This window comes from Streptomyces sp. NPDC031274 (genome assembly GCF_055570235.1).
On sequence record NZ_JBVIHP010000021.1, the window covers coordinates 26,625 to 50,759 of the forward strand.

Annotated in this window: 16 protein-coding genes; 3 read left to right on the top strand and 13 right to left on the bottom strand. The window is 70.4% G+C overall.

The features are described from left to right. Position 1: 1 nt before the first annotated feature. The 10 genes from ACZ5CR_RS29720 to ACZ5CR_RS29765 all read right to left on the bottom strand — a co-directional run bounded on the left by ACZ5CR_RS29720 (position 2) and on the right by ACZ5CR_RS29765 (position 16,939). On the bottom strand, positions 2-1,525 hold the full coding sequence (locus ACZ5CR_RS29720) for a right-handed parallel beta-helix repeat-containing protein (RefSeq protein ID WP_468862936.1): 1,524 nt from the start codon (positions 1,523-1,525) through the stop codon (positions 2-4). Positions 1,526-1,536: 11 nt separating this feature from the next. Next, positions 1,537-3,507: an alginate lyase family protein gene (locus ACZ5CR_RS29725; RefSeq protein WP_468862939.1), complete on the bottom strand. Its 1,971-nt coding sequence runs from the start codon at positions 3,505-3,507 to the stop codon at positions 1,537-1,539. Then, on the bottom strand, positions 3,507-5,711 hold the full coding sequence (locus ACZ5CR_RS29730) for a bi-domain-containing oxidoreductase (RefSeq protein ID WP_468862942.1): 2,205 nt from the start codon (positions 5,709-5,711) through the stop codon (positions 3,507-3,509). The genes ACZ5CR_RS29725 and ACZ5CR_RS29730 overlap by 1 nt, the downstream gene beginning before the upstream one ends. Before the next feature lie 58 nt (positions 5,712-5,769). After that, positions 5,770-7,698 (bottom strand): asparagine synthase (glutamine-hydrolyzing), encoded by a 1,929-nt coding sequence (gene asnB, locus ACZ5CR_RS29735; RefSeq protein WP_468862944.1) that lies wholly within the window; start codon positions 7,696-7,698, stop codon positions 5,770-5,772. 3 nt (positions 7,699-7,701) lie between these two features. Beyond that, on the bottom strand, positions 7,702-9,228 hold the full coding sequence (locus ACZ5CR_RS29740; RefSeq protein WP_468862947.1) for a Wzz/FepE/Etk N-terminal domain-containing protein: 1,527 nt from the start codon (positions 9,226-9,228) through the stop codon (positions 7,702-7,704). After that, positions 9,225-10,619: a YveK family protein gene (locus tag ACZ5CR_RS29745; RefSeq protein WP_468862950.1), complete on the bottom strand. Its 1,395-nt coding sequence runs from the start codon at positions 10,617-10,619 to the stop codon at positions 9,225-9,227. Before ACZ5CR_RS29745 ends, ACZ5CR_RS29740 begins: the two co-directional genes overlap by 4 nt. Further along, a complete protein-coding gene (locus ACZ5CR_RS29750; RefSeq protein ID WP_468862953.1) occupies positions 10,616-11,881 on the bottom strand; it encodes a glycosyltransferase family 4 protein in 1,266 nt (421 codons plus the stop codon). The genes ACZ5CR_RS29745 and ACZ5CR_RS29750 overlap by 4 nt, the downstream gene beginning before the upstream one ends. After that, complete coding sequence (locus ACZ5CR_RS29755) at positions 11,871-13,187, bottom strand: nucleotide sugar dehydrogenase (RefSeq protein ID WP_468862955.1); 1,317 nt, start codon at positions 13,185-13,187, stop codon at positions 11,871-11,873. Before ACZ5CR_RS29755 ends, ACZ5CR_RS29750 begins: the two co-directional genes overlap by 11 nt. Positions 13,188-13,260: 73 nt before the next feature. Then, a complete protein-coding gene (locus ACZ5CR_RS29760; protein WP_468862957.1) occupies positions 13,261-14,733 on the bottom strand; it encodes a sugar transferase in 1,473 nt (490 codons plus the stop codon). 676 nt (positions 14,734-15,409) lie between these two features. Continuing rightward, positions 15,410-16,939: a CoA transferase gene (locus tag ACZ5CR_RS29765; RefSeq protein ID WP_468862960.1), complete on the bottom strand. Its 1,530-nt coding sequence runs from the start codon at positions 16,937-16,939 to the stop codon at positions 15,410-15,412. Positions 16,940-17,800: 861 nt separating this feature from the next. Between ACZ5CR_RS29765 and ACZ5CR_RS29770 the strand changes: the two genes are divergently transcribed. Then, on the top strand, positions 17,801-18,865 hold the full coding sequence (locus tag ACZ5CR_RS29770; protein ID WP_468862962.1) for an LLM class flavin-dependent oxidoreductase: 1,065 nt from the start codon (positions 17,801-17,803) through the stop codon (positions 18,863-18,865). Positions 18,866-18,899: 34 nt separating this feature from the next. On the opposite strand, the gene ACZ5CR_RS29775 is transcribed toward ACZ5CR_RS29770, so the two are convergent. Continuing rightward, on the bottom strand, positions 18,900-20,090 hold the full coding sequence (locus ACZ5CR_RS29775) for an MFS transporter (RefSeq protein WP_468862965.1): 1,191 nt from the start codon (positions 20,088-20,090) through the stop codon (positions 18,900-18,902). A gap of 176 nt (positions 20,091-20,266) precedes the next feature. Here ACZ5CR_RS29775 and ACZ5CR_RS29780 point away from each other — a divergent pair, with 176 nt between their 5' ends. Beyond that, entirely contained in the window at positions 20,267-21,499 is a 1,233-nt protein-coding gene (locus ACZ5CR_RS29780; RefSeq protein ID WP_468862967.1) for an ROK family protein, read from the top strand. On the opposite strand, the gene ACZ5CR_RS29785 is transcribed toward ACZ5CR_RS29780, so the two are convergent. Together ACZ5CR_RS29785 and ACZ5CR_RS29790 are read right to left on the bottom strand one after the other, a co-directional pair. Beyond that, a complete protein-coding gene (locus tag ACZ5CR_RS29785) occupies positions 21,496-22,740 on the bottom strand; it encodes an MFS transporter (RefSeq protein WP_468862969.1) in 1,245 nt (414 codons plus the stop codon). The two genes, ACZ5CR_RS29780 and ACZ5CR_RS29785, sit on opposite strands and share 4 nt — an antisense overlap. 271 nt (positions 22,741-23,011) lie before the next feature. Next, positions 23,012-23,608 carry a TetR/AcrR family transcriptional regulator gene (locus ACZ5CR_RS29790; RefSeq protein WP_468862971.1) on the bottom strand — a complete coding sequence of 199 codons (597 nt, stop codon included), beginning with the start codon at positions 23,606-23,608 and terminating at the stop codon, positions 23,012-23,014. Positions 23,609-23,835: 227 nt separating this feature from the next. Between ACZ5CR_RS29790 and ACZ5CR_RS29795 the strand changes: the two genes are divergently transcribed. Then, on the top strand, positions 23,836-24,105 hold the full coding sequence (locus tag ACZ5CR_RS29795) for an alpha/beta fold hydrolase (RefSeq protein WP_468862973.1): 270 nt from the start codon (positions 23,836-23,838) through the stop codon (positions 24,103-24,105). The last annotated feature ends 30 nt before the right edge of the window (positions 24,106-24,135 follow it).

Consider the following 24,135-nt stretch of genomic DNA (forward strand, 5'->3'; position numbering starts at 1 on the left):
CTCAACCACCGGCCCGCGGTGAGAAGGTGCTGTCCGCGTCCTGCTCGTACGGCGCGCGCTGCCACTGCCCGGAGTCGAGCACCCGGCTCGGGTCGTGGGCGACGAATTTCCACGCACCGAGATAGACGTTGTCGTGCCAGCGGTTGTGCTGCTTGAGGGTGATCGCCTCAGCCACGCCCTCGCCCTTGTACGGCGACCAGTCCGGATAGGTGCCGTAGTTGCCGAGGACCGCCATGCGGTCGCACCGCTCCGCGCACTTGACGACGGACTTGTCCAGGACGAAGCGGTTGTCGTGGATGTCCACCCGCTGGGTCTTCCACCGGCAGTCGGCCTTGAGCGGCGCCTTGGCGATCGTCGGCTTCGCGCAGCGGTCCTTCTTCTTCACCAGCAACGTGCAGTCACCGGAGGAGGTGTTGGCCGGGCTGTTGCAGAACCGGTCGGCGTTCTCCCACAGGGTGATGCCGTTCCAGTTGTTCTCCAGCACGTTCCGGTATATCTCGATCTTGTCCGTGCGGGCTTTGACCCGCGGTTCGCCGCCGGCCTCGGACACGTAGACGGTCGCGTACGGGAAGGCGTCGTCGCGGTCGGCGGACCTGCGGCCCTCGACCCAGTTGTTCCGCCGGATCGTGTTGTCGCGGACGACCGCGTTGTAGCTGATCTCGTAGATCAGCGCGGCGCCGTCGTTGCCCTCGATCACGTTCTTCTCGATGCGGAAGTCGTTGTTGTTGGTGTCCGCCCACAACCCGGTTCCGCGGTTGTCGTGCACCCAGTTGCCGCGTATGTCGGCGCCGTCGACGGCCCAGAACTTGATGCCCCCGGTGCAGCCGCAGCCCGGCTTCCGCCGCTCCCAGTCGCCGGTGTTGTTGCCCACGATCTCGTTGTTCTCGACGACGAGGCCGCGGATGGAGTTACCGGCCTTGAACGCGTTCATTCCGTACTGCCCGTTGTCGCGCAGGCAGTTCGCGCGGACCCGCTGGTGGGCGCCGGCCATCAGCCCGGCGCCGGAGTTCCGCTGGATCGTCGCGTGCTCGATCACCCACCCGTCGGCCGACTCGTGGTTGACCACGCCCTCGTCCGGCGGCGACACGAAACGCTGCACGGTCAGATAGCTGATGGTGACGTCGGGGGCGGTACCGCTGAACGCGTACGCGTTCTTCTTCCGGCCGTCGAGCACCGCGCCCGGCGCGCCGATGTAGCGGTTGCCCTTCTTGGGGATGACCTGGGCATAGCGGTCCGGGTCGAGCCTGTGCTTGCCCGGTCGCAGCCAGAACGTGGTGTTCGGAGGGCTGCTCTTGGTCTTCGCGGCCAGGTCACCGACCTTCGCGGGATCGACCTTCACCGCGCCCGCCGGCGCCTTCGCGGGACCGGCCGCGGGGTTGGCGCAGACCCGGGCCACGGATCGGGCCGCGGATGTGGACGGCGCGACGGTCGGCTCGGCCCGGTCGCTCGACGCGCTGTCACAGCCGGTCGCCAACAGGGCGAGCGCTACCACGGGCAACGCCCGGTTCCGCCACTTGATCCCCACGCGTCCCCTCCCTAGCCCTGGAACCTGAGTACGGTCGTGAACTCCTCGGAGCCACCGGCGAAACCGGTGCCGACCAGCGTGGTGGCGGGCTCCTTGCGTCCGAAGCCGGGGGAGTACCAGCCGAGCGGCGGGTCACTCTCGCCGCGGTGCGCCCGCCAGTTCAGCTGTCCGGGCAGGTCGAGCACCGCGGAGCGCTCCTCGCCGTCCCGGGTCCAGGTGAGCACGGCCCGGTTTCTCTCCAAAACGGCGGTGATGGCCGGGCCGAGGTGGAACGCCAGGCGCGCGGCCCTGCCGGGGCCGCGCATCTCGTCGACCACCCGCAACTCCTGTGCTGCGGACTCCAGTTCCACCCGGCGGCGGTGCACGGAGTGCTGGTAACCGTCGTGCTCGCCGCACCAGCGGGCCACGCTCTCGTCGGATGCGTCCGCGACCAGGACCCGGCTGCGGGCATGCCGGGTCCACAGGAACGGGCCACCGGAGACGGACTGGTCCCCGTCGTCCAGTTGCAGGGTGTTGTGGCCGAGGGTCGAGCGGAAGTACCGCCGCCACTCGGGCTGCCCGTGGTAGCAGAACGTCCCCGGGTCGGCGAGCACATCGACCCCGTCGTGCCGCACCTCCACGGACAGCGCGTCCGCGTGGGCATGCGCGGCGATGGCCAGGAATCCGTGCGGACCACCGTCGCAGCGGCACCAGATCTCCCCCGGACCGCGCAGGATGGTCATGCCCGCGTCGGCGAAGTGAGCCGGTCGGGTTGCCGGACGGGTCACGGCCGGTGCGGTCCCCTTGTTCGGGTACGGCCGGACGAGCGCGGCAAGCAGCGGGGTGCGCACATCGGCGCCGGTCACCGTCGGCCACCAGGTGAGCCGGCCGAACACGGCGTCCCCGGTGGCAAGGAGCGAGGCCCAGCGGTCGGTGCCCGCGCCGTCCACGATCAGACCGTGCCCGTCGTCCGCGTCCCCTTGGCGCGGCGGCCGCAGGCGGCTGTCCACGATGGCCGCGAGCGCGTCGGTCATCCGCAGCAGCACCAGATGGACGGACGCGGGGACCGGTACTCCGGCGGCATCCGCCTCGGCCACCGCGGCCAGGCCGAGTTCGAGGACAAGTCCGTGATACTCGGTGGCCAGCTCGCGGTTGAGGCCGGAGGGGAAGGTGTTGCTTCGCAGGTGGCGTTCGAGGGAGCGCAGCGCATCGGCCCGCCAGCGCGCCGATGAGGGGAACCACCCGAACGCGCAGGCCGCCGCCAACTGCCCGGCGGCTTCGGCGATGACGTGGTTGTTCGCCGAAGAACCCCGGCTGGGGAACGCGGCGAGCCAGCGCTGGTGGTGCCAGATCTGGTGATGAGCCACCGGGTTGTCCTCGAAGAGACCGGCCGCGCCCGGCCAGCCGTCGAGCAGCCGGCGGATCCACACCCAGGACAGGAGCCGGATGCCCAGCTCGATGCCGCTGATCCAGTGCACGCCGCGCAGCGGTGGGTTGGCCGCCCACCACGACCGCAGGTGTGCGGCCACTCGCTCGGCGTACCGCTCGTCCCCGGTGACCGCGTAAGCGGCGGCGAGCACGGTGAGGTACTGATGCCGGGACGGCTCCCAGATCTGCTTGATGTCCCCGACCGCGTCCTCGTCGCGGTAGGGCACGTCGAAGGCGTAGCCCCACGGCGCCCGGCGCCCGGTCTTCGGGTCGTACCACCAGTCCGGGTCGGCCAGGTCGTCGCGGGCCACCCCGAAGTACTCGGCGTGGCCGTCCATCAGCCGGTCCGCCTCGGCGACGAGGCGCTTCGCGGCGTCCGGTGGCACCGCGGCGAACGTCCCGGCGGGCAGGACCGCGGTGAACCGGGCACCGGTCACGCTCGGGCAGTCGGGCGGCGCCGCCCGCCGCCAGCGCCGCCTGCGCACCGCGTCGCCCACCCGGCCGCCGACCTCCCGCGGTTCCATCCGGGAAAGGCGTCGCAGGTACCAGCCCGGACTCCCCGAGTTCACCGTCATTACGCCCCCGCCAGCGTCACCGGCGCGCCGCCGGCCAGGCCGGTCCGCACGGCGAGGGTGGCCGCCGTGGTGGCGACGAGGGACTCCAGCGGCACCGGCATCGGCCCGCCGGTCCGTACGGCCCTGATGAACGCGGCGAGTTCGGCGTTCTGGCCCTTGTCCCGGGCCTTGGGCAGCCGCGAACTCACCCACCGCTTGCGGCCGTACACCGACGAACGGACGAAGTCGTCGAGCCGCAGCACCTTGCCGTCCGCGACGAGGTCCAGCGTCTCCTTGGGGAATCCGGGCGCGCCGGTGGTGACGTAGCTGATGGTGGCGGTGGAGCCGTCCGGGTAGCGCAGCACGACCTGGAGGTCCTCGTTGCCGGACGTGGCGACCGCGTACACCGAGACCGGGTCGGCGTCGAGCAGCCAGCTCGCCGTGTCGATGAAGTGCCCGCCCTCGCCGGCGAACCGCGAGCCCTCGGTGCCTTGTCGGAGGTACCAGCTGCCGTGCCCGAGCTGGCCCGCGTTGATCAGGTAGCGCAGGCTCGCCGGACCGGTCCGGGCGCCGAACCGCGCCTTGGCCTCCCGCAGCAGCGGCGCGAACCGGCGGTTGAAGCCCACCTGCAGCCGGTCGTTGCCGGACTCCTCCACCGCCGCGAGCACACCGGCGAGATCGTCCTCGGTGAGGGCCAGGGGCTTCTCCACGAACACCGACTTGCCGGCGAGCAGGGCCTTTCGGGTCAGTTCGGCGTGCGAGCTGTGCCGGGTGACCACGAACACCGCGTCGATGGACGCGTCGCCGAGCACGGCGTCGAGATCGGTGGTGGCCCCGGCGAAGCCGAACTTCCGCTGGGCGTTGGCCGCGGACAGCGCCGTCGTGGTGACGACGGTCGACAGCTCGACGCCGTCGCGCTGTGCCAGGTGCGGAAGCAGCATCGACGTCGCGTAGTTTCCCGCGCCGACGAACGCGAGGCGTACCGGCGCCTTGGCGGACCGCGCCGGGGCGGACACCCGGTCGCCGCGTCGCACCGCGGGCACGGCCACCGTCGGGGCGACCGCTTCCTCGGCTTCCCCCGCTTCCCCTGCTTCCGCCGCGTGTTCGGGATAGCGGAACAGTACGGCCACGGCCTTCAAGTCGCCGTCCTTCAGACGCTGGTACGTCTCGACGGCGTCATCGAAGTCGGCGATGTGGGAGACCAGGGGCTCCACGTCGACGCGGCCGCGGGCCGCGAGATCGAGGAAGCACGCCAGGTTGCGGCGCTCGGTCCAGCGCACGTAGCCGATCGGGTAGTCCCGCCCATCGAGCTCGTACTCCGGGTCATAGCGCCCGGGTCCGTACGAACGGGAGAACCGGACGTCGAGCTCCTTCTCGTAGTACGCGTTCCACGGCAGGTCCAGACGGCACTTGCCGATGTCGACGACCCGGCCGCGGTCCCGGCTCAGATGGGCGGCCAGCTCGACGGGCTGGTTGCTGCCGCCGCCCGCGGCCAGGTACACCTGGTCCACACCGTGACCGCCGGTGAGCTCGGCGACGTAACTCTCCACGGCCGCGGAAGCGGGATCGCCGCAGGCCGCGGCGCCCAGGCGCTCGGCGAGCTCGCAGCGCGCCGGGTCGGGGTCGACCCCGACGACGCGGACTCCCGAGGCGGTGAGGAGCTGCGCCACCAGCTGCCCGATCAGCCCGAGGCCGATGACGAGCGCCACCTCTCCGAGCTGTGGCTCTCCCTGGCGGACGCCCTGCATCGCGATCGACCCGACGGTGCCGAAGGCCGCGTGCCGCGGCGCGAGGCCGTCCGGCACCGGGGCGTAGAGGTTCTTCGGCACCCAGTTCAACTCGGCGTGCAACGCGTGCTCATTGCCGGCGCAGGCCACGAGGTCGCCGACCTTCACGTCGTCGATCCCGGTGCCGACCTGCTCGACCACCCCGCACAGCGAGTAGCCGAGCGGCGTGTAGGAGTCCAGCTTGCCCATCACCTTGCGGTAGGTGGCGGGCACCCCGTTGGTGGCCACGCTCTGCATGACCTTGGCCACCTGGTCCGGCCGGGAGCGGGCCTTGCCCACCATCGACATGCCCGCCTCGGACACCTTCATGAGCTCGGTTCCGGTGGAGATCAGCGAGTAGGCGCTGCGGACCAGGACACCGTTCGGCTTGCACCCCGGCACCGGCACGTCGAGCAGCGCCAGTTCGCCGCTCTTGTAGTTCTGCACAACCTGTTTCACCCGAGCTCCTCTTGTTTCCACGCTGTCCACGCCGTTCACGCCATCGCCGTCCACGCCGTCAAGCCGCCTGGCTCTGGCCGGAGCCAGAAGTCGCGCCGCGATACCAGTACTCAAGGGTCAGCACATGCCACAGATGCTTGGAGAAGTCCCGCTGCCCGGCGGCGTCCTCGGCGACCATGCGCGCAAGCGCGTCGCGGCGCAGGATCCCGGAACTGACGAGCACACCGTCGTTCACCACCTCGCGCACAAGGGGTGCCAGATCCCGGCTCATCCAGGCGCGCAGCGGGGCGCTGAACAGACCCTTGGGCCGGTACACGATCTCCCGGGGCAGGATCGAGGTGGCCGCCTCCTTGAGCACGGCCTTGCCCTGCCGTCCTACGATCTTGCGATCGCCGGGCACGGCGAACGCCGCCTTGACCACCTCGACGTCCACGTACGGCACCCGCACCTCGGTCGAAGCGGCCATGCTGGAGCGGTCCGTGTAGGCGAGGTTCAGGCCCGGCAGGAACATCCGGGAGTCGCCGAGGCACATGCGGTTGACGAAGTCGTCGAGTTCGTTGTCCTGGTAGATGTCCGCGTGCTCGGTCAGTACGTCGTCGACCGTCCCGGCCAGGTCCGGATTGACCAGGGCGAGCAGCTCGTCCTGGTCGTACATGGTGTAGCTGCGCCGGAACGCGGTCTCCTCCGGCAGGCCGGCGAAGGAGAGGAACCGCTTCGCGAAGCGCACCGACCGATACCCCCGGCGGGCCGTGGCGACCGGCAGCCGGTCCACGGTCGATGACAGACCACGCCGCAGGGGCCCTGGGATGCGCTGGTAGCGCAGCGCGAGCACGTTGGCCAGGTGCTTGCGGTACCCGGCGAACAGCTCGTCGGCACCCATCCCCGAGAGCATCACCTTGACCCCGGCGTCCCGGGCGGCCGAGCAGATCAGGAAGGTGTTGATCGCGGCGGGGTCGCCGATCGGCTCGTCCAGGCTGTACGTCATCTGGGGCAGCAGGTCGAGCACGTTCGGAGCGATCTCGATCTCACGCAGGTCGATGCCGAACTGCTCGGCCACCTGCCGGGCATAGCGCAGATCGTCCGGCATCGCCTCGAACTTGGCGTCCTCGGGGCGGAATCCGATCGTGTAGGCGGCGATCCCGGGTTGGTGGCGGGCCGCGAGCGCGGTCAGATAGCTGGAGTCGAGGCCGCCGGAGAGGAAGGTCGCCACGGGTACGTCGGAGAGCAGGTGACGCCGGTTCGAATCCTCGACGATGGCCGCCAGGTCCGGCTGTTCGCCGCTGCGGGCGCGCTCCTGGCCCTCGGCGGCGACGTCCCGGAGGTTCCAGTACTGGCCGCGCTCCACCCGGCCGTCGGGCCTGCACCGCAGCCAGCTCCCCGGCGGCAGCTTCTCCGCTTCGCGGAACGCGCAGCGCGAGTCGGGCACCCAGTAGTACAGCAGCGAGGCCACAAGGGCCGCGTGGTCCACCTCGAGGGATCCGCCGGTCACGGCGGCGAGCGCCTTGAGCTCGGAGGCGAACATCAGGCCCGCGCCGCGCCGGAGCAGGAACAGCGGCTTGATGCCGAGCTGGTCGCGGGCGAGCACCAGTTCACCGGTTCGCTCGTCGAAGATCCCGAACGCGAACATGCCGCGCAGCCGGGGCAGGCAGTCGGTGCCCCAGCGCCGCCAGGCCTCCAGGAGCACCTCGGTGTCGGAGGTGCCGCGGAAGCGCACCCCGGTGGCTTCCAGCTCGGCACGCAGCTCGGGCGCGTTGTACAGCTCGCCGTTGTACGTGAGGGCGAGGCCGTCCGAGACCATCGGCTGGGCGCCGGTCTCGGACAGGTCGATGATCGCCAGCCTGCGGTGCCCGAGGTGTACTTCGCCCTCCCCGGTGGAGTGGCCGTAGCGGCCGGCCGCGTCCGGACCGCGGTGAGCGAGGGTTTCGGTGAGCCGGTCGGTCACGACCTTCCCGTCCGGCCATCGGTAAGTGCCTGCGATGCCACACATGTTCTACCGCGCTTCCTGGTCGCTGTCCGGGACTCGTACTGGCCGCGACGGTGGCTCCGTCAGCAGCCGTCCCGTCCCGTCCTGCCGGGCAAGTCGTTCGTTGTGGCCGCGCAGCGCGGTGTGCAGCCCGTCCCACAGGGTGCCGTCGGTCCTGTCCCGCGGATCGGGGTCGACGAGGACCACACCGATCACCGGAACGAGCAGGTCTCCGAGTTGCCGCGCCACGGTGTGCAGCCATGCGGTGCTGCCGTGTCCGGCCCGCACGACGAGCACGGTCTGGGTACCGAGGTCCTGGAGGCCGGTCCACGCCGTGCCGGGCGCGACCGAGCCGACGCCGAGCCGACGCACCTGACGCGGCACGGCCGCGGCACGGTCGACGCTGACCACGTCCGGGCCTCCCGCCTTCCGGCCGCGGTTGACGCGCTCCAGGGCCGGCAGACCATCGACGACGACCACAGGACCCTCCTCCGCCAGCGCCCTGGCGAGGTCCAGGGCGATCACGCTCGTACCGCGCGCACAGCCCAGTTCGAGGAGCGACACCGATTCCGCTGAGCCGCGCACGGTGCGGACCAGGGTCGCGATGAGCCGTTCGCGTTCCGTCCGGGTCCGCCGGGGATGCCACAGCCCCGCCGACCGGTGGGGTGCACGGCGCACCTCCGCGATGACCGAGGCGCCCAGGTTCACCGCGATCTCCCGGCGCAGCACGGGGCGGTCCCTGACCACCGAACCGACGGCGGCCACCGAGAGCCCGATGACGAGCCCGAGGACGAACCCGATCCCGGCGTTCGTGAGTGCGGCCATGGGCAGGGAGTGCTCCACCGCGCGCGGGGCGTCCACGATCTGCGTGCCGGCGATGAGCCGGGGCGCACCCATGCTCGCCTCCTCGGCGCGCTGGTCGAAATCGGCGATGCGTGAGGTGAGTTCGGCCCGGCGGGCGAAGAGCGACTCGATGTTCGCCGACCCCTGCGGGTCGCTCTCCGGCTTTCTTCCGCCGATCGACTCGTTGACCCGGGCGAGGTCGTCCCGCATGCGGTCACGCTGATCGCGCAGGGCCTTGGCCTCCGCCTTCGCGGCGTCCTGCATCCGCCTCACGTGATCCGCGATGAACGCGTCCGCGAGCGCCTTGACCCGGGCCACCGCTTCCTCGTCGCTGTCACCCGTCGCATCGATCTGCAGCAGGTTGTTGGTCAAGGCGGTCCCCCGGTAGTCCGGCATGAAGTCTTCCGGGAGTACCGGGGAGTTGAGAGACTTCAAGGCCTTGTCCGCGATCCGCGTGGTCTGCAACAGCTCCACGTCGGTGCGGATCAGCGTTCCGGTGTCGTTCGGCTGGTCCTCCTGATGTGCGACAAGAACCTTGGCCGCCGCGCTCGGCGGTGCGGGACGCAGGACCGCCACCGCCGCGCCGGCCAGCATCCCCAGTAGCGCCAGGGAGCACCAGAAGCGGCGGCGCCTGCGGATCGCCGCCACGAGTGCCTGAAGGTCGAGGAGCGGAGAGGTTGTTGACGACTCCGCAGTCGTGCTCGTCGTCACACTGAATCTCCTGTCGCGTGGCCGTGAACCGCGAGCGCCGGAGCGGCGTTGTCCGCGGCACGGCCGGTCGACTGCGTCGGACGGGCCCGGACGGCACCGGCGACGACGACGCCGACGACCTCATGCCTGCCGTCCGCGCACGCCCCGGCGATACCGGCGAGCTCTCCGGCGGTCCAGCTGCCCGCGCTGAGCACGACCAGGGCACCGGACTCGGTGTCGCGGTCCGGCATCACCGGCTGGGACACCGAGATGTCCACCACCCGCAGCACGGGGTACCCCCTGCTCGAAGAGCTGGGGGAGGGATCGCTCGTCGCCTCGGCCACGAGCTGTCCGGCGGCCCGGCGGGCGACCTCGTCACCCTCCGGTACGACGACCAGCAGCTGCCGGGCGGCCGGCAGCTGGGTCCGGAGCCGAGCGCACACCCGCCGGTAGCGGATCCGCCTCCCGGCCTCGTCGCCGGACGCCTGCGGGGCCGGTATGTCCCACCGGGTGTCGAGGCCGAGGAAATGGCGGATCCGAGCCCGCGGGCCGCTGTCCTTCGGCCGGTGCGCACGCCGTTCGTCCAGCACGTCGACGGTGCCGATGAGCGCCGAGCCCAGCGCCGCGGCGATCTCCGGTTCGGTGCGCAGTCTGCGATTCGTCCGTGCGGCGGCGAGATGGCCGATGACCGCGAACAGGAAGAACAGCAGCGCCCCGCCGGCGATGAGCTGCATTCTCGTCGGCGGCGCCTCGGCGGTGGGCAGGGCCGCGGGACCCATGACGACCATGCCGCCCTTGTCGCTCCCCGGGTCGGCCTGCTCCAGCTTCTGCATGGCCTCCTCCAGGGAGGTGCGCAACTTCTCGAGCGAGGTACGGGCCTCCACGCTCTCCACGGACTGACCCGGATCGGCCGCGTTGGCCAGGTCGGTGATGCGGCGGTTGGTCTCCGCCACCTTCTTCCGCAGTGCCTCGGGCTTCGTCGTCGCTTCGGGGGCGGCGCTGCCGCTCGCGATCCGTGTGGAGAACGCGACGAATTCCTTGGCCATGCGGTCGGAGAGCTGCTGAGCGCGCTTCGGGGTTTCGGCCGTGCCCGAGATGTTGATGATGTTTCCCTCGGTGGCCTTGGCACTCACCCGGTCGCGCAACTTGGCTCCGCCGCCCGACCAGTTGAGCGTGGCAGCCGTGCGGTCGACCACCTCCGAACTGGTCGCGATCTGCGCCTGGGTCAGCAGCTCGCGCTCCTCCCACTGCCCCGGCAGAAGTACCGATGCCGACGCCGTGTAGCGCGGAGGGAACAGCACCGAGGTGCCGTAGCCGACGAGCGCGCCCACCACCACGAGGGTGGTGAGGAGCCGCCAGCGCCGATGGAGAATACGCCCGACCGTGGCCAGGCGTATCGGGTCCTCGCTCAACGGCGCGGCCTCCTCCCCGTCCGGACCGGGCCACCCGCCGACAGCGCGGTGCGCTCACGGCAGGCGACGGCGTAGGCGGCGAGCAGCGACGCCTGCGAGTTCTGCCAGGAGAGCTGACCGCCGATCCGCTCCTGGCCGATCTTGCCCATCCGGGCCCGCTTCTCCGGATCGTCCAGGAGCAGCGTGATGAGCTCGGCGAACGCGGCCTCGTCGTTGGCGGGCGCGTACACCGCGGCGTCACCGGCGGAGACTCGCGCCTCCTTGAGGTCGAAGGAGACGATCGGCCGGCCCATCGCCATGTACTCGAGGACCTTGTTCATGGTCGACACGTCGTTGAGCGGGTTGCGCGGGTCGGGGGAGAGGCATACGTCCGCGGTGGAGAGGTAGCGCACCAGATCGGCGTCCGGAATGCGCCCGGTGAACTGCACCTGGTCGGAGAGCCCGAGCTGCTCGGACAGCTCCACCATCGCGTCGAAGGCGTCGCCTGAGCCGACGAACACCGCGTGCCAGTCGGTCCGCCCGAGCTCGTCGCGCAGTTTCGCCAGGGCCCGCAAGGCGTAGTCGACACCGTCCTGGGGTCCCATCACGCCGAGGTAGCACAGCAGATGAGGCTTGCCGCGCTTCAACTCCGGCTCGGGCGGCACCGGTTGGAACCGATCGATCTGGGGCGCGCTGCGCACCACGAAGACGTCCTGGGGTCGCTGACCGCCACGGCGTACCGCGACGTCCCGGTAGCTCTCGTTCGTGGCGAGCACGATGTCCGCGGCCCGGTAGGTCATCCGCTCAAGCGCGCACACGGCGCGGTAGAGCAGATCCTCGCCGCGGTCGAACCGGGAGAGGTACAGCTCGGGCACCAGGTCGTGCTGGTCGAAGATGAACCGCGCACCGCGCCGCTTCAGCCACAGCGCCGGCAGGAACAGCAGGTCGGGCGGGTTGCAGGCGTGGACCACGTCGACCGGGCCGACCTTCCGGGCCAGGCGGACCGTGTGCCACAACGCCGATCCGTACTCCCGCAGATAGCCGGCGGGTCCTCCGGTGGCCGCGCGCAACGGGTAGCGGTGGATGGCCACCCCGTCGATCTCCGCCTCCGCCTCCGTGTCCCGCTTACTGCCTTGGGGACAGATGACGTGCACGTTCCAGCCCGCGTCGCGCAGAGTCGTGCACTCCTGCCACACCCGCCGGTCGAACGGCACCGACAGGTTCTCCACCAGGATCAGCGCGCGCCGGTTCGACCGGTCGCCGCCTGTTGCGTTACCAAGCAAGGCCCACGTACCCCGGTTCGGTCCGGCGCGTCTCGGCGTCGGGAAGATGGATGAGGTCGACGATCACCGGTGTCTCGCCATGGGGCAGTGCCGAGAGGACGGCCGGCTCCTTGGTCCCGACCAGGCACACCTCGGAGTGCTGGAGCACCTCGTCGACGGAGTCGGCGAGCAGCTGCGCGAGGTGCGGAAGCCGGGTCTCGATGTACTCGCGGTTCGCGCCGAGCAGCCGGGAGAGGTTCACGTTGGGGTCGTAGATCCGCAGGTCGTACCCCTTGCCGTAGAGCCTCTCCGCCAGCTCTACGAGCGGGCTTTCGCGCAGGTCGTCGGTGCCGGGTTTGAAGGAGAGACCGAACATGCCCACCCGGCGCTTGCCGGTGCGCTCCACCAGCTCCACCGCGCGCTGCAGATGGTCGGCGTTGGAGGGCAGTACGTGGGAGAGGATGGGCACCGAGATGTCGGCCCGCTGCGCCGCGTGGACCAGGCTGCGCAAGTCCTTGGGCAGGCAGGAGCCACCGAAGGCGAAGCCGGGCCGCAGGTACGCGGAGCTGATGTTCAGTTTGCGGTCGGCCAGGAAGACGTCCATCACCTGGTGCGAGTCCACCCCGAGCGCCTGGCACACCGCGCCCAGCTCGTTCGCGAAGCCGATCTTGAGGCCGTGGAACGCGTTGTCCGCGTACTTGATCGCCTCGGCCGTCGGGATCGGCACCCGGAACACCTCGCCGGGCAAGCTGTCGTACAGCGCCGCCACCGCGTCGCCGCTCGCCGGGTCGATCTCGCCGACGACGGTCTTGGGCGGGTCGAAGAAGTCCCGCACGCTCGTGCCCTCGCGCAGGAACTCAGGGTTGACCGCGACTCCGAAGTCCACCCCGGCCGTGCCGCCGACGTGCTTCTCCAGGATCGGCACGAGCAGGTTCAGGCAGGTGCCCGGCAGCATGGTGCTGCGGAACACGACGGTCTGCCGCCCACCCCGCTCGGCCAGCGCGTCGCCTATCTCCTCGGTGACGCGCTCCAAGTACGTGGTGCACAGGCTGCCGTTGGGCTCCGACGGTGTGCCCACGCAGATGAGCGACACCTCACTGTCCATGATCGCCTCGCGGACGTCGCCGGTGGCGCGTAACGCCCCGGTCCGCACGACCTCGGCGATGAGCTCGCCGATCCGCTCCTCGACCACCGGGGCCTTGCCGTCGTTGACCAGGTCGACCTTCACCTGGTTGACGTCCACCCCGATGACCTCGTGGCCCATGCTGGCCAGGCACGCGGCCGACACACAGCCCACGTAGCCGAGCCCGAAAACGCTGACTCTCATGCCCCGTCCCTCCCCCCGGGCAGGCCCTTGCGGCCTGCCTTCGCCGCTTCGGCCGGACGCCGAACTCCGTGCATCAGTAGGCCCCCTGGCCGTAGAGCACCGCACGCAGCGTCTTCCACAAGATCACTGTGTCCAGGGCGAGCGACCAGTCCTCCACGTACCGCAGGTCGAGGCGGACCGCCTCTTCCCACGGCAGGTCGCTGCGTCCGCTGATCTGCCACAGGCCGGTGAGCCCGGGCTTGACGAGGAGACGCCGCCGGATGTCCGGGTCGTACGCGGCCGACTCCTCCGGCAACGGAGGCCGTGGACCGACGAGCGACATCGATCCGATGAGTACGTTGAAAAGCTGCGGGAGCTCGTCGATCGAGTACCGGCGCAGCACTGCTCCCACCCGGGTCACCCGCGGATCCCGGCGGAGCTTGAACAGCAGCCCCGCACCCTCGTTGCGGTCGGCCAGCGCGGCGCGTGCCCCGTCGGCCCCGGCGGCCATGGTGCGGAACTTGAGGATGGTGAACTCGTGGCCGTCCTTGCCGACTCTGCGCTGGCGGTAGAACGCCCCGCCCCGGCTCTCCGCCAGGACGAGCAGCGCGACGAGCACCATCAGCGGCGCGAAGAGCACCAGCAGGATCACCGCGCCCAGACGGTCGACGATCCCTTTGATCGCCCGGCGGCCTCCGGTGAAGGTCGGCATGCTGACCCGCAGGAGCGGGATCCCCAGCACCGCGTCGACGTGCAGCCGCGGTCCCGCGACCTCCATGAGCACGGGGGCCACGATCATCTCGGCGTCGCTGCCTTCGAGGTTCCAGGCAAGGCGCTGCAGGCGGTCCGGTGACCAGTGCGGGTCGGGTGTGAGCGCGACGACGCGGTAGCCGTCGCGGCGTACGTGGCCCGCGACGTCCGTCAGCCGGCCGACGACCGGCACGCCGTCCAGTTGGTCACCGTCGAGCCCGAGTCCGTCCGTCGTGCACACGGCATCCACTTGCCAGCCGAGGTGCGGGAACTTGCGGGTCCGGGAGATCAGGTCCTGCACGGTGGCCAGGCTTCCGGCGGCGAGCACCGGTCGCAGGCACCGGCCTTCCTTCCGCTGTTTGTGCAGCCAAAGACGCAGCAGATACCGCGCGGTCATGGTGACGAGCGCGATCGCGGGGATCGCGACGAAGATCCACAGCTTGATGTTGCGCGAGGTGAGAGCGATCCCGCCGAGCGCCAGTACGACGACCGCCGTGAACAGTGAGCGTCCGAGTCTGCGGAACTCCTCGGCGCCCTGGCCGAGCACGGCCGGAGTCCACGCCCGGCTGACCGCGAGGGCTCCGAGCACGAGAAACTCGGTGCCGAACGCGAGAATCGTCCACTTCTCATGCCAGTTGGCCGCGTCCCGGGCCCCGAAGAAGGTGCCGATCGCCATCACCACAATGGCGGTGGTCACGGTATCGCTGATGATCACGGCGCGGCGATACCGCTGTTCCCAGTTGGTCGCGGGCTGGCCGATCGTCCCTTTCGTCAGACGTGCCGACGGAAATGGGCTCGCTAACTCCCCCTGCTGCACAGAACCCCCCCAGGTCGCCAGTGGATTCGACGTGTTCGCCGAACACTGTTTCGCGGGCGGCCCCCGCCCCCCGCACTGCACTCTTCCCCCACGGGAGGCCCCCGCCTCCGCGCATGACGTACCGGCTACTTCAGCGTTACTCGAACAACCCGCCCTGGCGGCAGCGGACTCGCATGCCCTGCCAGGCCCCCGAGGTGCGCGAGAACCCGTCGAAACCCTCGGGTGTTCCCCACACCCAAGGCCCCCGTTCGGGTTTCAAGAAGTGATCCCCCCACGTCTGGTGCCGGGGACACGATTGCTGGCTTTCCCGACTCCGGACCTATAGATCATCATTCGTCGCTTCATGTCCGAACTGCTGAAGCACGGTCAATTTAGACCATCGGGATCAGCGTGTAGAGGGTCTGTGTGGAATTTGTGCTGAACTGTTGAGACTGGGTCGATCGATCGGTGACGGCGCACGGGTGCCTCGGCGCGTAAGACGTGCCTCGTGAGCTGTGGTGATGGGATTTCTCTGGGCTGTCGGCACCGGCAATTCCAAGGCGTCCAGGCGCTGATAACTAGGCCGGAAACAGGCCATGCAGACCCGTCCAGCAACCCGGACTCCTGCCGCTGTGGTACACGGAGCCTGCGAGCAGGGGAGTCGGCCCGAATGGATGCCCGCGTCCTCGGCTGTCGGTCAGCTGTGGCGGGGGAGCCAGACAGGGGCGCCGCTGCCGCGGGGGACCAGGATGTCGCGGAAGCGGCCGGGGGTCCTGGACATGATCACCTGGTCGGTCACGCCCTGGTAGTGGCCGCAGGGGGTGTCGGCGGTGAAGGTGTCCGGGTCGAGGTAGGCGTGCGGGGAGCCGGGGTCGGGGTTGAGGGCGGTCTCCCGGGCGTAGGCGCGGTCGAAGACGCCGAGGCTGAGGATCCAGGCGGCGATGCGGGTGAGGTTGAGGGTGACGCGGTAGCTGCCGCCGTCGGTGGCGCGGCGCATCAGGGCGGCGAGCGCGCCGGTGGTGGCCAGCCAGGACAGGACGTAGTCGTTGACGACGCTGATGTACGGCAGGCCCGGCGTGCTGGTCGGCCCGGCCGTGACACCGTCCTCGCCCTCCATCAGCATGATGCCGCTGAGCGCCCCGGCGGTCTGGTCGAAGCCGACGCGGTGCGCCCACGGGCCGCTCTCGCCGGCGAGGGAGAGGCTGACGTGGATGATGCCGGGGCGGATCGCCGCGGCCTGTTCGGCACTCAGGCCGATCTTCTCCAGGTAGCCGGGGCGGCGGTTGGCGTAGAAGAGGTCGGCGTCACGCAGCAGTTGGTGGATCCGCGCCTGCCCTTCGGGGCCGTACGGGTCGATGGTCGTGGAACGGACGCCGACGTTGGCGCTGTTGTACGTGGAGTCGTGCTCCAGCTCGCCTGGCCGCCAGATGTTCAGCACGTCCGCACCGTGCTGGGCGAGATCGCGGCCGACACCGGCGCCCGCGATGATGTGGCCCATGCCCAGGGCGCGTACGCCCGAGAGCGGCTGGTCGGCGGCGGAGGTGAGGGGTTCGGGCTCGCTGTCGCCGATCTTCTCGATCTTGATGAGCGGTTCCCCGGCGATGTGCTCGTACGCCGGTTCCCTGAGGAATTCCTCGGTGGTGCGCAGCATGGGCATCACCACGCCGATCTCGTCGCCGGCCTGCTCCAGGTCGGCGGCGTCCCACGTGGCGACCGCGTCCGCCACGGCCTGCTTCTCGGGCCAGGTGCGCAGGAGCTTGTAGACGGCGTTCTTGATCTTCGGGTAGGGGTTGAGCGGCATGACCCAGCGGCCGTCGCGTGTCCGGTAGAAGTCGAAGCCGAGCGGGTTCGCCGGATCCGATGGGGTGCCGCCCGGGAAGCCGTTGAGCAGTTCCCACTTCTTGTCGTAGAAGGGGCAGAGCCGGTGTGGGGCCTTGCGCAGGTCCATGGCGATGTCCTGGCCCTCGCCGCCGCGTTGCCGCCAGAGTGCCGCCAGGGCGACGGACTTGGCGGTCATGCCCAGGGCGGGGACGGCGCCCAGACGCATGATGCTCGGGACGATCGGGTCGCTGCCGATGAAGGTGATCTCTCCGCCGCCGTCCTCGGGCTGGAGTCCGACCGAGCCGAGGACCTCGCGCAGGGCCTGGTGGATGTCGAAGCCCTCGTCGCGGGAGAGCGGGTGGGCGATGGCCTGCTGAATGCGGGCGGTGAGTTCTTCGGCGCTCATGGATGCTGCCGCCTTTGCGTGGTGAGGATGCCGGGAGGAGCTGGACCTGGCAGCGGTCGCGCGGCGCGTCCCGGGACGTCGGCTCAGGCGTCGGAGGTCTCACCGGGGCCCGCGGGGGAGTGAGCTGCTGGCGGCGGAGGCGGGGCGGGACGCGACCGTAATAGTTGTATTGTGCAACACAAGCGTAATCCCGGGCTGCCGGTGACGCAAAATGCGACTCGCGATGCGCGTGTGATGTGTGTGGCGCGTGATGAAGGCTGGCCGAGCGGCGTCGGCTTGTCGGACGCCGAGGACCGGCGGCCCGCCGACACGGGATCGCGTGGCGCCACCGGAGGTCGTGACGGGCGCATGGCAGGCCCATGACGGCGTCGTTGCAACATGGTGGCGCGCGACACATGTGTCTTGAACGGAGTTTGGCGCCGGGATAGCTTCGGCGACATGTGGATCTGCCAGCGGTTCCGGAAGCGACGGGCCATCGATCTGATGCGCGTCGCCACCGCGGTGTGTAGCTGACCACTCCTCGTCCTGCGCGCCCGAACCGGCCCGCTCGACGTCCTGCCGCACCGCTCCGCGCGGGGGTGGCGGCCACGACCGGTGGCGGGCCGGGCACGGTGCTCGGGGCCCGGCTGGTGCAGGAGATCGCGGCAGGACTCGTCAACTCCCGGGTGATCGGCACGCTTCAGGAAGTCGCCCTGGTCCTTTCACGACTGCGAGGCGCCGCGACCGCTCGTCCCCCTCCGATGCCCGCGGCGGCGAACGAGAGCGTCAAGCCCCCCCCAACGCCACTCACCCGGCTGAAACCTTCACCGACCGGCACACCCGCCGCGCCGGTCACCGTCCGCACAGCGATCGGAAGCTTTGATGCGCCCGGAATTCCTCTGGTACATCCCGAACACCGTCCAGGCCGGTCACCGCGGTGACGACACGACATCCGGCTGGGGGTCCATCGAGTACTCGACCGAACTCGCCCGGACGGCGGAGGACCACGGCTGGGGCGGCGCGCTGATCGGCACCGGCTGGGGACGCCCGGACACCTTCACTGTCGCCACCGCCCTGGCCGCGCGCACCACGACGTTCAAGCCCCTGATCGCAGTCCGCCCCGGCTACTGGCAACCCGCTCACTTCGCCGGCGCCGCCGCCACGCTCGACCAGCTCAGCCGCGGCCGCGTCCTGGTCAACATCGTCAGCGGCGTCGACAGCCCGGCCGCCTACGGTGACACCAAGGTCGACCCCACCGCGCGCTATGCCCGCACCCAGGAGTTCCTGCATCTGGTGCGGCGCCTGTGGACCGAGGAGAACGTCACGTTCCAGGGCGAGCACTTCCACGTCACCGGCTCGACGGTCAGCCCGCGCCCCTACGCCGGCGACGAGCGGGCGCACCCGACGCTCTACTTCGGAGGCGCGTCCGAGGCGGCCGAACGCGTCTCGGCGGCAGAGGCCGACGTACAGCTCTTCTGGGGCGAACCGCTTGAGGGAATCGCCGAACGCATCGCACGCCTGAAGACGCTGAGCGAGCAACTGGGGCGCCACCATGACCCGTTGGAGTACGGGCTGCGGATCACCACAGTGGTGCGCGACACCACCGAGGAGGCGTGGCGCGCGGCGGAGGAGAAGGTCGCCAAGATGGCGGCCGACTCCGGCGAGATCGGCACGTGGATGGGCAATCGCAGGACAGCGGTCGGCCAACGGCGGCTCCTCGACCTGGCCGAGCGCGGCGAGGTCCTCGACACCTGCCTCTACACCGCGCCGGGCCGGTTCGGCGGTGGGGGAGCGGGGACCACATGGCTCGTCGGTTCGCCCGACGACGTGGCTGCGGCACTCGACGCCTACCGGGCGCTCGGCGTCACGCACTTCGTGCTGTCCGACACGCCCTACAAGGAGGAGACCCGCCGGATCGGCGACCAACTGCTGCCCAGGCTGCGGTGACACCACATCGCGTGTACGAGAACGGCCATTCTCGCTATCGACGCGTGGTGAGTCCGATCAGCGCGGCGAGGCCTGCCAGTACGGCGACGCTGGTGAGGGCGATGGGGAGGGTGAACCAGTCGGCCATGAAGCCGATGGCGGGCGGTCCGAGGAGCATGCCGCCGTAGCCGAGGGTGGAGGCGGTGGCGACGCCGTTGGGTCCGGCGAGTGCGCCGGCGCGTTCGACGGCGACGGGGAAGATGTTGGCGAGTCCTAGTCCGGTGACGGCGAAGCCGATGAGGGCTAGCCAGACGGTGGGGGCGAGTGCGCCGAGGAGCATGCCGGCGGCGGCGGTGGTGCCGCCGGCGACGAGTATGGGGGTCTGGCCGAGCCGTTCGAGCAGGGTGGTTCCGCTGAGGCGGCCGATGGTCATGGCGAGCGCGAAGCAGGAGTAGCCGGCGGCGGCGATGCCGGGGGTGGCGGCCAGGTCCTGCTCGAGGTGGAGGGCGCCCCAGTCGGCGAGTGCGCCTTCGCCGAAGGCGGTGCACAGGGCGATGAGGCCGAAGACGATCACTATGCGGCGGGTGCGGGGGTCGAGGCGCCGCGGGGTGCTGTCCGCGCCGTCGGCGTCACTCGGTCGCGCGGGCGGTTCGAGGCGCAGGAGTGCGCGTCCCGTGACGGCGGTGACGAGCAGGCCGATCGCGGTGAGGCCGAGCAGGTGGCGGGTGGGGGACAGGGAGCCCGCGATGAGTCCGCCGAGCCCGGCACCGGCCATGCCGCCGAGGCTGAACGCGGCGTGGAAGCTCGGCATGATCGGGCGCCGTAGGGCGGCCACGAGGTCGACGGCTGCGCTGTTCATCGCCACGTTGATCCCGCCGTAGGCGGCTCCGAACACCAGGAGTACGAGCCCGAGCGCGAGTGCCGAATGTGTCAGTGGCGGCAGCGCGATGCTCAGTGCCAGCAGCACCCCGCAGGCCACGGTCACCGGATGGCTGCCGAAGCGGCGGCAGAGGCGTCCGGTGAGCGTCATCGTGATCACGGCACCGGCGGAGACGCCGAGCAGTGCGAGGCCGAGACCGCTCGCCGACGCACCGGTCTGTTCCTTGATGGCGGGGATGCGGACGACCCATCCGGCGAAGACGAAGCCGTCGAGCGCGAAGAAGACAGTGAGCGCGACACGGAGCCGGACAAGGCTCGGGGGAGTGGCCCGCGACGCTGCGGACGTGGTTTTGTTTAGTAGCGGCACAAAATCAGAGTAGAGGTGCGCACCCGTGGCGTACAAGACAGTTCCTGTGAGGCGGCGGTCACCGGTGGGCGGAAGGTTCACGTGGGACGGCAGGGGAAGGGCAGTGAAAGAGCGGTGCACGAGCAGATGACGACTGAACGGCGAGGCGGCGTACGGATCATGGGAGACTCGCCCTCATGAACGGCAAGGCTGCCCCCCGCACCGAGGGGGATCTGTCCACGCGCGCCCGCCTGGAGCGCGGGCGCGGCGCGCTCGGTCCCGCCCTTGAGCTCATCCACACCGGGCGTGCCCCGACCCGTGCCGTGCTCACCTCCGAACTCGGCGTCACCCGCGCCACGGCGGGCGCCGTCGCCGCCGAGCTCGAGGCGCTCGGCCTGATCCGGATCGACGCGAGGCCGAGCGCGCCCGCGGGCTCCCAGGGCCGCCCCTCGCACGGCCTCTCCATCGCGGACGACGGTCCTGTGACGCTTGCCGCGCAGGTGCACTCCGACGGCTTCCGGGCCGCGCTCGTCGGGCTCGGCGGCCGGATCGTCGCCACCGCGCCCGGCTGCGAGACGATCGACGCCGACCCGGCGCAGGTGCTCGGCTCGGTCATCGACGCGGGTGCGCAACTGCTGCGGGAGACCGGCAGGCGGTGCGTGGGCGCGGGCCTCGCGGTGCCGTCGGCCGTCGCCGAACCGGACGGCACCGCGCTCAATCCGCTGCACCTGGCGTGGCCCGCGGGCTCGCAGGTGCGCCAGATCTTCGCCGACTGCGTACGGGACGCGGGCATCACGGGACCGGCGTTCGCCGCCAACGACGTCAACCTCGCGGCCCTTGCCGAGCACCGCCACGGCGCGGGGCGCGGCGCCCGCGATCTGCTGTGCGTGGCGACCGGACACCGGGGGGTGGGCGGCGCGCTCGTCCTCGACGGGCGCCTGCACACGGGCAGTTCGGGCCTCGCGCTCGAGGTCGGCCACCTCACCGTCAATCCGGAGGGCCGCCCCTGCCACTGCGGGAGCCGGGGCTGTCTGGACGTCGAGACGGACCCGCTGGCCTTCCTTACGGCGGCGGGTCGCGAGCCGGGTCCCGAGGGGCTGTTGCAGCAGGCCCGCGAACTGCTCAGCGACGGGGGAGGGGACCCCGCGGTCCGCTCGGCCGCAGAGGAACTGATCGACCGCCTCGGCCTGGGACTCGCGGGCCTGGTGAACATCCTCAACCCGGACCGCATCATCCTCGGCGGCCTGCACCGCGCGCTCCTGGAGGCGGACCCCGAGCGGCTGCGTGCCGTCGTCGCCGACCGGAGCCTGTGGGGGCGCAGCGGCGGCGTACCGATCCTGGCGTGCACGCTGGACCACAACAGCCTGGTGGGAGCCGCCGAGCTGGCCTGGCAGCCGGTGCTCGACGACCCCCTCGGGGTGCTGGGCTAGACGGGGGTGGACTTCTTCGCGGATGCGGAAGCGGATGCGGATACGGGTGCGGATGCCGGGCTCTGAGGATCAACGTCACTCGTGGCGTGGGTGGTTCGGCCGCCGCGCAGCCGCTTCAGGTCGGGCAGCAGCGTGACGAGGCCGAGTGCGGCGAGGACGGCGCCGATCCAGAGCGGCGCCCGAAGCCCGAACGCATCGATGGCGGGTCCGCCGACGGATGTCGCGATGATGATGCCGAGGGTGATGAACGACGAGTGGACGGTGTTGACCAGCGGCCGGGCGTTCCCCGTGCGCTGGACCCGCGTCACCATGGCCGGGTTCATGGTGACCCCGACCAGGCCGATCCCCATCATCAACACCACGGCGGCGAAGCTCAGTTGGGCGAGAACGGCGAAGCCCACGAGGAACGCCAGATTGAGCAGCAGGCCGGTGAGCAGCACCGGGACGGCGTGCTTGTCGGCGAACCGGCCGACGACGGTGTTGCCGACGACGGTGGCCGCTCCGTACGCGATCAGCAGCAGGGGGACGGTGCCGGTGGAGAAACCGGTGACTTCGGTGAGGATCGGGTTGAGGTAGCTGAAGGCGGAGAAAGTGGCGCCGATGACGAAAGTGCTTGTGGTGAGGGTCAGCCAGAGCCGGGGGCTGCGGAAGGCGCCCAGCTCCTGGCGGAGGTCGCCACCGCCATCGTCGGCGCTCTCCACGCGCGGCACCCCGACGAGGGTGGCGATCGCGGCGAGGACGGTCAGACCGGTGATGGCCCAGAACGCGGCCCGCCAGCCCAGGTGTTCACCGATGACGGTGGAGAGCGGCAGGCCGAGGAGCGTGCCCAGCATCAGCCCGTTGAGGGCCACCGCGATGGCCCTGCCCCGCACTTCGGGACGGGCCAGCCGTGCGCACAGCGAGATGGCGACGCCGAAGAAGGCCTGCGATGCGATACCGGTGATGACGCGGGCCACCAGCATGGTGCGGTAGTCCGGGGCGAGGGCGGCGAGGATGTTGCCGGCCAGGAAGATACCGAACAGGGCTATCAGAGCCGACTTCTGACGCATCTTCAGCAGCGCGATGGTGAGGAAGGGACCGCCGAAGGCCATCGCTGCGGCGAAGGCGGTGATCAGGTAGCCGATCTCCGGGATCGTGGCGTCGAGTCCGTCTGCCATCTGCGGCATCAGACCGGCGACCACGAACTCGCTGGTCACCATGGCGAAGATGCCGAGGGCCAGGAGATGGACGGCGCGGGGCATGGGGGCTCCTGTAGGGGTGGGCTAGGGGTGGGCGGCTGGAGGGCACGCTGTGAACTCGGTTACGACTCAGGTTATGAACTGAGCAGTACAAAACGAGGACGTGCGGAGGTCGGTAGGCCTGATGGGGAGTGGCTGCGCTGAGCTTCGCGGTGCGCGGTGTGGTGCGATGCGCTGCGCGGTGCGCTGTGGCGTGGGGAGAGGCCGGGTTGGCCGGTGATCGGTTGGCGAGAATCAGCGCACCGGAAAGTCGGCGGTTCGGCGGTTCGACGGTTCAGCGGTTCAGTGCGTCCAGGGCGGTCTCGGCGATGGCTGTCAGCGTGGCTCGATCGGCACCGCCCTGCGCCGAGATCCGCATGCCGCCGATGATGGCGTTCAGGAAGCGGGCCAGGTCGGTCGCGTCCCGCGTGGAGGTGATGTCGCCACCGCTCTGCCCCGCGCGGATGACGGCACTGATCGCGGCCAGTCGCACCGCGAGGTCACGCGCGAGCATGTCGGCGGCCTCGGGGTCGCGCCCGGCGAGTTCCACGGTCGTGTTGACGGTCAGGCAGCCGATGCTGTGCCCGTCCTCGCGGCACTCGAACTCGGAGTTGACGACTCGGGTGAACAGGGCGCGAATACGCTCCATCGGGGGGCGCTCGGCGTCTTCCAGGATCTCGACCTGGGCGGACGTCATGGAGTCCATGTAGCGGGCCAGGGCTCGCTGGAACAGTTCGTGCTTGCTGCTGAAGGTGTTGTAGATGCTGCTGCGGCCCAGGCCGGTGGCGTGGCACAGATCCTGGGTCGAGGTGGCCTCGTAGCCATTCGCCCAGAAGGCGCGCATCGCCGCGTCCAGGGCCCGTTCCTCGTCGAAGGTTCTCGGTCGGGCCATGTCGGTACGCTACCGGTTTTGGAACGGGCAGTGCAATACGAAAATTCAGAGTTACCTCTTAATGGGCTCTACTAGTAACGTCGATCCTCGATCCTCGATCCTCGAAGCGAGACCGGCGGAACGGATTCCAAGCAGCCGGAGGCACTCAGTGACCGGGCAGTTGGCGGAGAAGTTCGAGACGCCGGACGGTTACGTGAGGTGGGCTTCGTCTGGGGAGGGGGGACCCGGTGGTCCTCCTGCGCGGGCAGACGGGCAGACGGACAGACGGACAGACGGACGAGCTCGAGCCCCTCCTCGGTGAGGTGGACGTGCCGACCCGCATCATCTGGGGCCGTGAAGTCCGCCTGCTGCCAACGGAGTTCGCCGAGTTCTTGCGCACGCGGATCCTGCACGCCGAACTGAACTGGGTGGACGACGCCGGCCACACGATCCAGGGCGACGCACCGGCGCGGCTGCTCGCGCACCTGGAGGCACGCTTGCAGGCCGCACTCGTCTGAGTGGCCCCCGCTCGGTTCAGCTACGGCGGC

Excerpts from the sequence above, each read along its gene's own strand:
- ACZ5CR_RS29755 (WP_468862955.1), bottom strand. The coding sequence starts at position 13,187 with ATGAGAGTCAGCGTTTTCGGGCTCGGCTACGTGGGCTGTGTGTCGGCC.
- ACZ5CR_RS29780 (WP_468862967.1), top strand. The coding sequence starts at position 20,267 with ATGAACGGCAAGGCTGCCCCCCGCACCGAGGGGGATCTGTCCACGCGC.
- ACZ5CR_RS29785 (WP_468862969.1), bottom strand. The coding sequence starts at position 22,740 with ATGCCCCGCGCCGTCCATCTCCTGGCCCTCGGCATCTTCGCCATGGTG.
- ACZ5CR_RS29790 (WP_468862971.1), bottom strand. The coding sequence starts at position 23,608 with ATGGCCCGACCGAGAACCTTCGACGAGGAACGGGCCCTGGACGCGGCG.
- ACZ5CR_RS29725 (WP_468862939.1), bottom strand. The coding sequence starts at position 3,507 with ATGACGGTGAACTCGGGGAGTCCGGGCTGGTACCTGCGACGCCTTTCC.
- ACZ5CR_RS29770 (WP_468862962.1), top strand. The coding sequence starts at position 17,801 with ATGCGCCCGGAATTCCTCTGGTACATCCCGAACACCGTCCAGGCCGGT.
- ACZ5CR_RS29765 (WP_468862960.1), bottom strand. The coding sequence starts at position 16,939 with ATGAGCGCCGAAGAACTCACCGCCCGCATTCAGCAGGCCATCGCCCAC.
- asnB (WP_468862944.1), bottom strand. The coding sequence starts at position 7,698 with ATGTGTGGCATCGCAGGCACTTACCGATGGCCGGACGGGAAGGTCGTG.